The organism is Jeotgalicoccus sp. WY2, assembly GCF_018437745.1.
GTDB classification, from domain to species: domain Bacteria; phylum Bacillota; class Bacilli; order Staphylococcales; family Salinicoccaceae; genus Jeotgalicoccus; species Jeotgalicoccus psychrophilus.
Genome location: NZ_CP049818.1, coordinates 2,358,947 through 2,372,878 on the forward strand (window position 1 = coordinate 2,358,947; position 13,932 = coordinate 2,372,878).

Here is a 13,932-nt window from a genome sequence, read left to right on the forward strand (position 1 = left end):
ATCGGTCAAAAGACCAAATACACACAGCAGAGTAAGGGATTAACCGGTGCCTTTAAACAGGTGGTTATTCAGCACGATGCTGGAGGTATAAACCATTAGGAGGAAACAAATCATGGCAGTAATTACTATGAAACAATTGCTTGAAGCAGGTGTACATTTCGGACACCAGACACGCCGCTGGAACCCTAAGATGAGCAGATATATCTTTACGGAACGTAACGGCATCTACATTATCGACCTACAGAAAACAGTTAAGAAAGTTGCAGAAGCATACGACTTCGTTAAGTCAGTTTCTGAAGAAGGCGGACAAGTTCTTTTTGTCGGTACTAAAAAACAAGCTCAGGACGCTATTAAAGAAGAAGCGGAACGTGCTGGTCAGCTTTACATCAACCAACGCTGGTTAGGTGGACTCTTAACTAACTACCAAACTATCAACAAACGTATTAAGAGAATTTCTGAAATCGAAAGAATGGAAGAAAACGGTACTTTCGACGTACTTCCTAAAAAAGAAGTTGTTGAATTACGTAAAGAATATGCACGCTTAAACAAGTTCCTTGGCGGTATCCGCAACATGCCCCAACTGCCTAGCGCAATTTTCATCGTGTGACCCACGCCAAAGAACGCAATGCGATTGCAGAAGCTAAAAAAATTAGGAATTCCTATCGTTGCAATGGTCGACACTAACTGTGATCCGGACGAATCGACTACGTAATCCCAGCTAACGACGACGCTATCCGCGCGGTTAGACTGATGACTAGCAAAATGGCAGATGCTGTTTTAGAAGGTCAGCGTGGTATTTCTGACGCAGAAGTAGCAGCAGAACAAAATATCGACTTAAAAGAAGATGCTTCAGCTGAGACTAAAGAAGAGAAACAAATAATTAATTGAAATCTTGGTGATAAGCGTAATACTCTTATCACCTTTTTTACAACAATTAAATGGAGGACTGATAATGGCTATTTCAGCAAAATTAGTTAAAGAACTACGTGATAAAACTGGCGCAGGTATGATGGATTGTAAAAAAGCGCTTGTAGAAACTGATGGAGATATCGATAAAGCAATCGATTACCTACGTGAAAACGGTATTGCGAAAGCAGCTAAAAAAGCTGACCGCATTGCTGCAGAAGGTGCTGTTTACATTGCTGCAGAAGGAAACGAAGCAGTAATCGTTGAAATCAATGCTGAGACAGACTTCGTAGCACGTAACGAATCTTCCAGGAACTTGTTAAGAAAATTGCTGCACACATCCTTGCAACTAAACCTGCAGATGTAGAAGCTTTATATAACTCTGAAATTGACGGTGAAACTGTTACTTCGATCATGAACAATGCAGTGTCAACAATTGGAGAGAACTTAAACATCAGACGTTTTGCAGTTGAAACTAAGACTGATAACGACTCATTCGGCCAGTATATGCACATGGGCGGGCGTATCGGTGTGTTAACAGTAGTAGAAGGTACAACTGACGAAACTATCGCAAAAGATGTTGCGATGCACGCTGCAGCATTAAACCCTAAATACGTTTCACGCGACCAGGTTGATCAGGCAGAACTTGATCACGAGCGTGAAGTACTGCGTCAGCAGGCTTTAAACGAAGGTAAACCTGAAAAAATCGTCGACAAGATGGTTGAAGGAAGAGTTCGTAAGTATTTAGAAGAAATCTGCATCGTAGATCAGCCATTTGTTAAAGATTCTGATCAGACTGTTCAGCAGTACTTAGATTCTAAAAATGCATCTATCCGTTCATTCGTTCGTTACGAACTGGGTGAAGGTATTGAAAAACGCGAAGAAAACTTCGCTGAAGAAGTACTCGGACAAGTTAAAAATAATTTTATTAAAAAAGACACTTCGGTGTCTTTTTTCTAAGTAATAAATTCAATGAAAAGGATTGAAAAACATGGCTGAATCTTCTAAATTTACACGAATCGTGTTAAAACTCAGCGGGGAAGCACTTGCTGGCGACGATGGTTTCGGAATTAATCCGGTAATCATTAAAAATATCGCATCACAGGTTTCGGAAGCTCAGAAATTAGGCGTTGAAATGGCGATTATCGTCGGCGGCGGGAATATCTGGCGCGGCAAAATAGGCGGCGATCTCGGTATGGACCGCGGTACAGCGGATTATATGGGAATGCTTGCAACAGTAATGAACTCCCTTGCACTGCAGGATAGTTTAGAGCAGCTCGGTCATGAGACAAGAGTGCTGACTTCAATCGAAATGAAACAGGTCGCTGAACCTTATATAAGAAGACGTGCAATTCGTCATCTTGAAAAAGGGCGCATCGTTATTTTTGCAGCCGGTATAGGCAACCCGTACTTCTCCACAGATACGACAGCAGCACTCCGTGCAGCAGAAATTGAAGCAGATGTTATCCTGATGGGTAAAAATAACGTAGATGGTGTGTATTCTGCAGATCCGAAGCTCGATTCGTCAGCTGTTAAGTACGACAAACTGACTTACATTGAAATGTTACAGGAAAATCTTCAGGTAATGGATGCAACAGCATCATCGTTCTGTATGGACAATGACATCCCGCTTGTGGTATTTTCGATTACAGAAGAAGGTAATATTAAGCGTGCCGTTGCAGGAGAAACAATCGGTACGACAATTACAAAGCAATAGGAGAAGATATTAATATGAGTGAATCCGTTTTGAAAACATCCGAAGACAAAATGAAGAAGTCAATTGACAGTCTGGCGAGAGAACTTGCATCAATCCGTACAGGTGCTGCAAACTCAAGTATGCTTGACCGTGTAAATGTTGAATATTACGGTGCACCAACGCCGCTTAATCAGCTGGCAAGCATCAGTATTCCTGAAGCACGTATGCTTGTAGTGACACCTTACGATAAGAGTTCAGTTGACAGCGTATTGAAAGCAATTCAAATGGCGGACCTCGGCGTGAATCCAACGAGTGATGGCACGCTGATTCGTATATCTATACCTCAGCTGACTGAAGAACGACGTAAAGAATTTGTTAAAGATGCCCGCAAAGAAGGCGAAAACGCTAAAGTTGCAATCCGTAACGTGCGCCGCGATTCAAATGACGAGCTGAAAGCTTCAGAAAAAAAGGCAATATCTCAGAGGACGAACTTAGAAGTCTGACTGAAAGCGTTCAGAAATTAACAGATAAACACATCGCTGAAATCGACGTAATGTGTGACGCTAAAGAAAAAGACATTCTGGAAGTTTAATTATAAAAACAGGTAAGGGGACTTACCTGTTTTTTTATTGTATAACTATGTTAAAATAAAATAATTGAAGAAGTATATTAAAATTAATTACAGATACATATTTGGCACGGAGGATCGTCATGTTTAATGCGACTAAAAACAAATCTCTGACTGAGAGACCAATACCGGAACATATTGCGATTATTATGGATGGCAACGGCAGATATGCGAAGATGCGCAGCATGCCCCGCATAAAAGGCCATTATGAAGGCATGCAGAATATTAAGAGCATCGTGAGACATGCTGCAGATATTAAACTAAAGTATTTAACGCTCTATGCGTTTTCAACTGAAAACTGGTCCCGTCCAAAAAGTGAAGTGAACTACTTACTTAAACTGCCGACCGATTTTCTCGGTACGTTTTTACCGGAACTGATCGAAAAAAACGTTATTGTTAAAACGATTGGTGAATTCGAAGCACTGCCGAAACATACGCGTAAAGCAGTTCAGACTGCCATCGATAAAACTGCCGGAAATACCGGTCTAACACTCGTTTTTGCACTGAACTACGGCGGACGTGACGAACTGATTGGCGCGGTCAAAGAGATGATCGCTGACGTTCAGGCAGGAAGACTTGATGCTGATTCACTCGACAGCAAAAGATTCGAAGATTATTTAATGACTAAAGATATGCCGGACCCTGAAATGGTTATTAGAACGTCAGGTGAATACCGGCTGAGTAATTTCTTATTATGGCAGGCATCCTACAGCGAATTATTCTTTTCAAATACGCTGTGGCCGGAATTCTCGACTGCTGAGCTGGATGATTTAATCGGCCAGTATCAAAAGAGAGAACGGCGTTTTGGAGGCTTAAATGAGGAGGATGTAATAGATGAAGACTAGAACGATAACTGCAGTCATTGCGCTGCTGTTATTTTTGCCGATTGTAATTCTCGGCTCATGGCCGCTGCTAATATTAGTCTACCTCATGGCAATTACGGCTCTTTACGAAATTTTAAAGATGAACCGTATCCATATATTTTCTCTGCCGGGGGTTTTATCTTTAATTGCTCTCTGTATGGTCTTAATACCGCAGGAATCCTATTCCCCGGCCATCGCTGATTTCCAGCTGGAGATTATCGTTGCACTCGCACTTATTATGCTGTCGACGACAGTTGTTTCGAAGAACAGATTTAACTTTGTCGATATGAGTTTTTGCGTCATGGCAGTTGCATATATCGGCATCGGTTTTATGTACTTTTTTGAAACGCGTGAATCAGGACTTATTTATATTTTATATGCACTGCTGATTGTCTGGCTTACAGATACGGGTGCCTAATTGTTCGGTAAATCATTCGGCAACGTAAACTGTGGCCGCAGATCAGTCCAAACAAAACGATTGAAGGTTCACTCGGCGGTACGCTTGTATCGATAATTATACCGATTGTTTTCGTTATGGCGGGTTTGATGGAAGGGTCACTGTGGCTCTTAATTCCGTTTACGGTAGTTCTCAGTATATTCGGGCAGATGGGGGACCTCGTGGAATCCGCATTAAAACGTCACTTTGACGTGAAAGATTCAGGCACATTTTTACCGGGACACGGCGGTATTCTAGACCGCTTTGACAGTTTCATCTTCGTACTGCCCCTGATGAACATCTTACCGATTATTTCATAATAACAGGTGAATTATATGATAAAAACCATTTCTATACTCGGTGTCACGGGTTCTGTCGGAACCCAGGCGCTTGACGTCATTAAAAATAATCCGGAACACTTTAAACTCGGTGCAATTTCAGCCGGACGGAACCTTTCTAAACTGCATGAGATTTTACATGACTTTAAACCATTGCTCGTTTCAGTACAGGATGAGAATGCCGTCAGCGGGCTGAAAGTTCAGTATCCGCATATTGAATTTACATCGGGAGACAAAGGTCTTATCGATGTTGCAACATTTGACAGCAATTTACTTTTAACAGCAATTCTCGGCAGTGTCGGCCTAAAACCAACACTTGCTGCAATAGACGCCGGCATTGATATTGCACTCGCGAACAAAGAAACATTAGTTGCAGCAGGCGCTATTGTGATGGAGCGTGCGGCTCTCAAAAATGTGCAGATTATTCCTGTGGACTCAGAGCATTCAGCTCTGTTCCAATGTTTAAAAGGTGAAAATGAAAAAGAAATCAGCAATATTATTATAACAGCAAGCGGCGGTTCATTCAGAGATCTGACGCGTGCTGACCTCGGCAATGTCACTTTGAAAGATGCATTAAATCACCCGAACTGGTCGATGGGGCAAAAGATTACAATTGATTCTGCGACGATGATGAACAAAGGTTTTGAAGTCATTGAAGCGAAGCATTTATTCGATGTCGAAATTGCCCAGATTAAAACACTGCTTCATAAAGAGAGCTCGTTCACTCGATGGTGGAATTTGACAACAGTATTATGGCACAGCTTGGCAACTCCGATATGAGAACGGCCATTCAATATGCATTTACTCATCCGGAGCGGTTACATAAAAATAATCCGCTGTCCTTAAATGAATTATCACAGCTTAACTTCAAACCAATGGATTTTGACCGCTTTAAAATGTTAAAATTCGCTTATGATGCGCTGGAAGCAGGCGGTACTCTCGCTACTGTAATGAACGCTGCGAACGAATATGCAGTTGGTGAATTTTTACAGGGCAGAATTTCATTTTTGGAAATTGAAGAAATCGTTGAATCCCGCATGCTGCAGCACGAGAATATTCAAAATCCCGATCTTGAAACGATACTGAGCCTTGACGCGCGCTATAAATCAAATATGAGGTGAAGTAAGTGACAGGAATTTTAGCTTTTATAGTCGTTTTCGGTCTGCTTGTTACCGTGCATGAATTCGGCCATATGTTCTTCGCAAAACGCGCAGGCATTATGTGTCCGGAGTTTGCCATTGGCATGGGGCCGAAAATCTTTTCATATAAATACAATGATACGCAATACACGGTGCGTCTTCTGCCTATCGGCGGATACGTGCGAATGGCATCAAAAGATATGGAAGTCAATCCGCTGAATGCCGGTATGCGTATCAATATTAAGTTAAATGAGAACGATGAAATTACACATATTCTATTAGATGATAAACATAATTTCCAGCACGTCGAAGAAATTGAAGTTGTTGAAAGCGACATTTCAGAAGCGATGTATGTAAAAGGTTTAAAACTGAATGATAACAGCGAAGTGACTTATCATTTCAGCGAGGAATGCTACTTTGTAGAAAACTCCGAGCTTGAACGCATTGCACCGCTGTCGGGAAGATTTGAAACGAAAAGTGTCTGGGCTCGTTTCTTAACGCTGTTTGCCGGCCCCTTATTCAACTTCCTGCTTGCATTCGTGTTGTTTACAATTCTGTTCTATATTCAGGGTAAACCGATGGATGAACCGATTGTCGGCACGGTTGTGGAAGATACGCCAGCAGCGGATATTGACCTTGAAGCAGGCGACCGCATTCAGTCTATCGACGGGACAACAGTCGACAGCTGGGCGCATATGACACAGCTGATTCAAGAAGGCGAAGGCAGCCCTCAGGAACTCGTTATTGAATCAGGAGGAAACACTCATACAGAAACGCTTGTTCCTGCTGTTGAAGCAACAGAGCTGCCGGACGGTACGGAACAGAAACGTCTGATTATCGGTGTCGGCAGAGATTTCGAAAATGGAATTATCGCACCGGTATGGTGGGGAATTCAGGAAACGGTCTCCAGTATGTCACTAATATTTGAACTCGTTGTTAATATGATCGGGACAATTTTCGCAGGCACATTCAGTTTTGATATGCTGAATGGACCGGTCGGTATTTATAAAGTGACGGAATCCGTTGCTTCACAGGGTATTTTAGTGCTGATGAACTTCACTGCACTGCTCAGTGTGAATTTAGGTATAATGAACTTATTGCCGATTCCGGCGCTCGACGGGGGAAGAATTTTATTCGTTTTATACGAGGGAATCTTCAGACGTCCATTAAACCGCAAAGTAGAATTAAACATACAATTAATCGGCGTATTATTCGTCTTAGTTATTATGGTGCTTGTCACCTGGAACGACATTAAAACATTTTTCTTATAGGAGTGAAACAGTATGAGGCAATCACAAATGTTTATCCCTACACTTAGGGAGACACCAACAGAAGCCGAAAGTTTAAGTCACCGTCTGATGCTGAAATCAGGCATGATTAAACAGCTCGCACGCGGTATTTACGCATACCTGCCAATTACACAGCTGGTACTGAACAATATTCAGGATATTGTACGCGAAGAAATGATGAATATCGGCGGTGCCGAAGTGCATCTTCCAGTTCTTCATCCGCGTGAATTATGGGAAGAATCAGGCAGATGGCAAGCTTACGGTAAAGAGCTGATGAGAGTCAGCGACCGTCACGACAGAGAATTTGCACTTGGACCGACACATGAGGAAGTTATTACTTCACTTGTCCGCGATGAACTGAAAAGCTATAAAAAACTGCCGTTAACATTATTCCAGATTCAAACGAAATTCCGCGATGAGTTAAGACCGCGCTTTGGTCTGCTCCGGGGACGCGAGTTTATAATGAAAGATGCATACTCCTTCCATATCGATGAAGATTCACTCGATAAAACATACAGAGATATGTACGATGCATACAGCCGTATCTTTACAAGACTTGACCTTAACTTCAGAGCAGTGGAAGCAGACGGCGGTTCTATCGGCGGCAGCCATACACATGAATTTATGGCACTTGCTGATATCGGTGAAGATACTATCGTTTATACAGATGAAAGCAGCTATGCTGCAAATATTGAAAAAGCAGAATGTACAGCTCCGGCTGAAAACAGCACTGAAGAAATGAAAGATACTGAAAAAATTGCAACACCTGAAATCGGCACAGTAAAAGAACTTGCTGATTTCTTAAATACAGATTTAACGTTAACGACTAAAACGATGGTTGTTAAAACTGATGACGGACTGAAAATGATTGTTATCCGTGGAGATCAGGAGTTAAACGATATTAAAGTAAAAGCATACTTTAACTCAGAAATTATCGAAATGGCAGAAGACGCTGAAATCACAGCTGAACTGAATGCTTCACCAGGATCACTTGGTCCTGTCGAGTCTTCAATTCCGGTTTACTTGGATTACCAGGTGGCAGCGATGAGAAACTATCCTGTCGGTGCCAATGAAACAGGCTACCACCTTTTAAATGTGAACCACGAACGTGACTTTGAAGCGGCGGGTATAGCTGATTTCAGATTTATTAACGAAGGTGAGATGGTCTCTGACGGATCAGGTCCTGCTAAATTTATGCGCGGTATTGAAGTCGGTCAGGTATTTAAACTGGGCACTAAATATTCAGAGGCGATGAACTTTAACGTGCTGGATCAGAACGGCCGTGCAAAACCAGTATTAATGGGCTGCTACGGTATCGGAATTTCACGTGTGCTGTCGGCTATTGTCGAAAGTCACCACGATGATAAAGGGATTTTCTGGCCTAAATCAGTCACACCTTTTGATATTCACATTATTACAGCGAATACGAAAGATGAGACGATTACAAATACTGCGTCGGAATTATACGATATTTTATCGAAGACAAACCGGGTATTATATGACGACCGCAACGAACGTGCGGGAGTTAAATTCGCCGATTCAGAATTAATTGGACTGCCTGTAAGAATTGTCGTCGGACGCGGTGCAAAAGACGGCATTGTAGAAGTTAAAGGCCGTCTGGAAGAAGAATCAACAGAAGTGCAGATTACAGACTTAACATCATATCTTGCAGACAATGACTACGCGTAAATCTTAGATTTACGCGTTTTTCTAAGGAAACCGGTGCAGGCTATGGAATTTTTAACTGGGAGTGTTTTCTAATTGGAAAGCCACGATAAATTAAAGATTTTACTTGAACAGGCAAATATTACTCAAAATAACTATTTGGAAAATGCCGAGCTGTCACGCGTTGTCGTCGATGACGATAACAGAATCTGGCAATTCCATCTGACTACAGACCGCATTATACCAAGCGCGCTGTATCAAATGATGAGTACTAATATAAATAAAGCATTTAAGGACATTGCGAAAACAGAACTGATTATGGCCGAGGGTGAATTCGATGAACAGCTCGTTCTGGATTATTTCATGACCGCAGTAAACAGTCTGTCGATCAATGATAATATAAAGCATCAGCTCGAACGCACTAATATAAAATTGAATGAAGGTGTGCTTTATATCGCAGTTAAAAATGCGATTGAACAGTCGCATTTCAATAAGCATATTAACGGCAATCTGTTAAATGCATATAAATACTTCGGCATCCATTTAAACGGTCTTGAAGTAACAATTGACGATGAACTTCAATCATCGCGTTCAGAAGCTTTGGAGAAAAGTATCAGCGATGAACGGGAAGCACTCATTACGCAGTTTATTTCTGACAAGGAAAAAATGGACGAACAGATGGAGCGTCAAGGCAATGTGCCAAAACAAATCGGCAAGCCGCAAAACTTCGACGGTGTGCGTCCGCTTGAAAATATTTTCGATGAAGAGTACAGCGTAAAAATCGAAGGGCATATTTTCTCTAAAGAAGTGCGTGACCTTCGAAGCGGCCGTAAAATTCTGCAGCTGAAATTGACGGATTATACTGATTCAATTATGGCGAAAATGTTTTCCCGCCACGGTAAAAACGACGATGAAGTATTTGAAGTACTTGAATCAGGCGACTGGGTAATTATTGAAGGCCGCGTGGAATACGATGAGTTTACGAAGGATATGGTCTTAAATATCCGCAACTTAACAGCGGTTAATAAAAAACCGAAACGCGATAATGCAGACGAGAAACGTGTTGAGCTTCATCTGCATTCAACGATGAGCCAGATGGACGGCATGACGAGTGTGACAGAATATATTAAACGTGCAAAACAGTACGGACATTCAGCACTCGCTATTACGGATCACAATAACGTCCAGGCATTTCCGGATGCCTTTAACGCTACGAACAGCGATGATGATTTTAAAATGATTTTCGGCATGGAAGGCCTGCTCGTCGATGACGGTGCACCAATTGCCTACCGTCCGCAGGATTATTCACTGGAAGATCATGAATTCGTCGTGTTTGACGTTGAGACAACAGGACTATCATCTAAATATGATTCAATTATTGAGCTTGCCGGTGTTAAAGTTAAAAACGGTGAAGTTATCGATAAATTTGAACGCTTCAGCAATCCGGGAGAAAAGCTCTCGGAACTGATTAAAGAATTGACGGGAATTACTGACGATATGCTCGTCGGTGCGCCGGACATCAGTGAAGTTATCAGAGACTTTAAAGACTGGGTCGGCGATGCAATATTCGTCGCGCATAATGCGAGTTTTGATATGGGCTTTATCGATGAAGCTTATGGTAAAGAAGGATTCGGCAAGTCGACAAACGGTGTTATCGATACGCTTGAGCTGTCAAGAACGATAAATACCAAAATGAAAAAGCACGGGCTGAATATTCTAGCGAAGAAATATAATGTCGATTTAACACAGCATCACCGGGCGATTTACGATGCTGAAGCAACAGCTTTATATTCATTAAGATGATGGCACAGCTGAAAGCGGACTATGGTATTACAAATCATAAAGACATTAATAAGAGTCTGTCGAACAGCGACTCGTACAAACGGGCGATGCCGACACACATTTCGATATTAGTGCAGAACAATACAGGTTTAAAAAACTTATTTAAAATTGTGAGTCTGTCACTGACCGACCACTTTTATAAATCTGCGCGTATTAAACGCCAGGTGCTTGAAGAACACCGTGAAGGACTGTTAATCGGCAGCGCCTGCGATAACGGTGAAGTATTCACTGCAATGATGCAGAAGTCATATGAAGAAGCGAAGAAAAAAGCGCATTTTTACGACTATCTGGAAGTCTTCCCGAAACCGCTGTACCAGCGGCTGTTAGACAGAGAAGTCGTACGCGATGAAGCAACGCTTGAAGAAATTATTGAAAATATTATTAAACTCGGCAAAGAACTGGACAAAACAGTTGTCGCAACAGGCAACGTGCATTATCTGGAAGAATCCGATAAGCTGTCCCGTGATATTTTAGTCAGGGCGAATCCGGGTAATCCGCTGTCACGCGGCAACTTGCCGGAAGCACATTTCCGTTCAACTGAGGAAATGCTCGAGCTGTTCGATTTTCTGGATGAGGAGACAGCATTTGAAATTGTCGTCTCTAACACGCAGAAAATTGCTAATATGATCGGCAACGTTGAAGTCATTAAAAAGGATTTATATCCGCCGACAATTGACGGTGCGGAAGAAGAAATCAGAGAGATGACTTACGATAATGCGAAAGCTTTATACGGTGAAGACGTGCCGCAGATTGTCGTCGACCGGCTTGAGAAAGAGCTCGAGAGTATTATCGGTAACGGCTTTGCTGTAATCTACCTGATCTCCCACAAGCTTGTTAAACGCTCGCTTGATGACGGCTATCTCGTCGGTTCAAGGGGTTCTGTCGGTTCAAGTCTTGTTGCAACGATGACTGAAATTACCGAAGTGAACCCGCTGCCGCCGCATTACGTCTGTCCGGAATGTAAAGAGTCAGAGTTCTTTACTGACGGTTCGGTATCGAGCGGTTATGATTTACCTGATAAAAAATGCAGCAATTGTAATGTGGATTTAATTAAAGAAGGACAGGATATACCGTTCGAAACATTCCTTGGCTTTAAAGGGGATAAAGTACCGGATATCGATTTAAACTTCAGTGGTGTGTATCAGTCTAAAGCACACCAGTACACGAAGGATCTGTTCGGGGTGGATTACGTTTACAAAGCCGGTACAATCGGAACTGTTGCCGAGAAAACAGCATTCGGTTACGTCAAAGGTTATTTAAACGATAACGGTCTGCACAAACGGGGCGCGGAAGTTGACCGTCTCGTACTTGGGTGCAGCGGTGTTAAACGTACAACAGGGCAGCATCCGGGCGGTATTATCGTTGTCCCGGACGACATGGATATATACGACTTCTCACCAATTCAATATCCGGCGGATGATGTTGAAGCTGAATGGATGACGACGCATTTCGATTTCCACTCAATAGACAGTAACTTATTAAAACTGGATATACTCGGTCACGATGACCCGACGATGATCCGCATGCTGCAGGATCTGTCAGGCATTGATCCGACTACAGTCCCGACAGATGATCAGGAAACGATGAAATTGTTCAGCGGCCCTGAATCACTCGGAGTAACACCGGACCAGATTTTATGTAAAACGGGAACGCTCGGCATTCCGGAGTTCGGCACAGGTTTCGTGCGTCAGATGCTGGAAGATACCAGACCGTCGACGTTCAGTGAACTCGTACAGATTTCAGGACTGTCTCACGGTACAGACGTATGGCTCGGCAACGCACAGGACTTAATACGTAAAGGTACATGTGATCTGTCGAACGTTATCGGCTGTCGTGACGACATCATGGTAACGCTGATGTATAAAGGACTTGAGCCGAGTGTTGCATTTAATATTATGGAGAAAGTGCGTAAAGGTAAAGGTTTAACAGAAGAACACGAACAGGCAAAAAGATAACGGCGTTGAGAAATGGTACATCGATTCATGTAAGAAAATTAAATACATGTTCCCGAAAGCTCACGCTGCTGCCTACGTACTGAACTCAGTAAGAATTGCTTACTTTAAAGTGCACCATCCGCTGTTTTACTATGCGAGCTATTTTACAGTACGTGCAACGGATTTTGATCTCTTAACGATGGTCAAAGATAAAGATACAATCCGTCACCGTGTGAACGAACTGAACCAGAACTTCCAGGAGCTGTCAAAGAAAGAGAAAGATACACTCGTTGTTCTGGAACTCGTTAATGAAATGGCACAGCGCGGCTTTAAAGTGCAGCCTGTCAGCATCGATAAGTCGGACGCGTTCGACTTTATTATCGAAGGCGACACGCTGATTCCGCCGTTTATTTCAGTACCGGGACTCGGCGCCTCGGTTGCGAAACGGGTTGTCGAAACTCGTCGTGACGAGGGCTTTATCTCTAAAGAAGATTTAAATAAGAAAGCCGGCGTATCACAGAAACTGATCGAGTACTTAACTGAACTCGGCAGTCTCGATCATTTACCGGACAAAGCTCAGCTGTCAATCTTTGACATCTAGCATTGTTGCACGCCATGGGAGCCTATGGTATAATATTAGTGAATAAAAATACTCAGTCTGCAGGAGAAGAACGGGTTTGCCCCGTTCTTCTCTTAGTTTTGAAAGGGGGACTTTGACATGAATGCAAACGAAAAAAGTATTTACTCATGTCGAGCCAATTGCCAAAGACAACGATTTAAAACTGGTTGAAGTTAACTACGTTAAAGAAGGACCAGACTTTTTCCTGCGTATTTTCCTGGATAAAAAAGGTGGTATTACACTCGACGACTGTGCAGCATTTGCAGAAATAATCAGTGCTGAACTGGATGAGTGGGATATTGTCGAAGGCGCGTACTACTTAGATGTGTCATCTCCCGGAGCAGAACGTCCGATAAAGGATGAAGAAGATTTGGAACTCACACTGAACAAAGGCATTTACGTTAAGGCGTATAAGCAAATTGACGGTGAAAAAGTGGACAGGCATACTGACTGCTTACGATGAAAATTCAGTAACAATTGATTACAAAGTAAAAACACGCAAAAAAACTATTACAGTGGAACGTGAAAAAATAGCAACAATAAGAAAAGCCGTCTTATTTTAGAATGGAGGAAAATT

General features: G+C 42.4%; 7 protein-coding genes and 6 pseudogenes. All 13 read left to right on the forward strand.

Going from position 1 to position 13,932, the window contains the following annotated elements; genetic code table 11:
• Nucleotides 1-127 precede the first annotated feature (127 nt).
• Nucleotides 128-726, forward strand: a pseudogene (rpsB, locus tag G4D76_RS13610) (30S ribosomal protein S2); the annotation flags it as partial.
• 24 nt (nt 727-750) lie between these two features.
• Nucleotides 751-888: a hypothetical protein gene (locus G4D76_RS17305; RefSeq protein WP_250130340.1), complete on the forward strand. Its 138-nt coding sequence runs from the start codon at nt 751-753 to the stop codon at nt 886-888.
• A gap of 64 nt (nt 889-952) precedes the next feature.
• Nucleotides 953-1,866: pseudogene (tsf, locus tag G4D76_RS13615) on the forward strand (translation elongation factor Ts).
• Nucleotides 1,867-1,897: 31 nt separating this feature from the next.
• On the forward strand, nt 1,898-2,623 hold the full coding sequence (pyrH, locus tag G4D76_RS13620) for a UMP kinase (RefSeq protein ID WP_026858399.1): 726 nt from the start codon (nt 1,898-1,900) through the stop codon (nt 2,621-2,623).
• Between the two features lie 14 nt (nt 2,624-2,637).
• A pseudogene (gene frr / locus G4D76_RS13625) lies at nt 2,638-3,194 on the forward strand (ribosome recycling factor).
• Nucleotides 3,195-3,313: 119 nt separating this feature from the next.
• Nucleotides 3,314-4,075 carry an undecaprenyl pyrophosphate synthase gene (locus G4D76_RS13630; protein WP_026858397.1) on the forward strand — a complete coding sequence of 254 codons (762 nt, stop codon included), beginning with the start codon at nt 3,314-3,316 and terminating at the stop codon, nt 4,073-4,075.
• A pseudogene (locus G4D76_RS13635) lies at nt 4,065-4,849 on the forward strand (phosphatidate cytidylyltransferase). The gene G4D76_RS13630 and the pseudogene G4D76_RS13635 overlap by 11 nt, the downstream one beginning before the upstream one ends.
• A gap of 18 nt (nt 4,850-4,867) precedes the next feature.
• Nucleotides 4,868-5,988, forward strand: a pseudogene (locus tag G4D76_RS13640) (1-deoxy-D-xylulose-5-phosphate reductoisomerase).
• A gap of 5 nt (nt 5,989-5,993) precedes the next feature.
• Nucleotides 5,994-7,277 (forward strand): RIP metalloprotease RseP, encoded by a 1,284-nt coding sequence (gene rseP / locus G4D76_RS13645; protein ID WP_213810154.1) that lies wholly within the window; start codon nt 5,994-5,996, stop codon nt 7,275-7,277.
• 12 nt (nt 7,278-7,289) lie between these two features.
• Nucleotides 7,290-8,984 (forward strand): proline--tRNA ligase, encoded by a 1,695-nt coding sequence (locus G4D76_RS13650; protein ID WP_213810155.1) that lies wholly within the window; start codon nt 7,290-7,292, stop codon nt 8,982-8,984.
• Between the two features lie 72 nt (nt 8,985-9,056).
• A pseudogene (locus tag G4D76_RS13655) lies at nt 9,057-13,337 on the forward strand (PolC-type DNA polymerase III).
• 121 nt (nt 13,338-13,458) lie between these two features.
• Complete coding sequence (gene rimP, locus G4D76_RS13660) at nt 13,459-13,818, forward strand: ribosome maturation factor RimP (protein ID WP_250130022.1); 360 nt, start codon at nt 13,459-13,461, stop codon at nt 13,816-13,818.
• Nucleotides 13,781-13,918: an LSm family protein gene (locus G4D76_RS15615; RefSeq protein WP_250130023.1), complete on the forward strand. Its 138-nt coding sequence runs from the start codon at nt 13,781-13,783 to the stop codon at nt 13,916-13,918. Before rimP ends, G4D76_RS15615 begins: the two co-directional genes overlap by 38 nt.
• Nucleotides 13,919-13,932: the final 14 nt, after the last annotated feature.

What these genes read in the sequence shown, in the direction of transcription:
- G4D76_RS17305 (WP_250130340.1), top strand. Translation starts at nt 751, where the DNA reads ATGACTAGCAAAATGGCAGATGCTGTTTTAGAAGGTCAGCGTGGTATT.
- pyrH (WP_026858399.1), top strand. Translation starts at nt 1,898, where the DNA reads ATGGCTGAATCTTCTAAATTTACACGAATCGTGTTAAAACTCAGCGGG.
- G4D76_RS13630 (WP_026858397.1), top strand. Translation starts at nt 3,314, where the DNA reads ATGTTTAATGCGACTAAAAACAAATCTCTGACTGAGAGACCAATACCG.
- G4D76_RS13650 (WP_213810155.1), top strand. Translation starts at nt 7,290, where the DNA reads ATGAGGCAATCACAAATGTTTATCCCTACACTTAGGGAGACACCAACA.
- rimP (WP_250130022.1), top strand. Translation starts at nt 13,459, where the DNA reads ATGCAAACGAAAAAAGTATTTACTCATGTCGAGCCAATTGCCAAAGAC.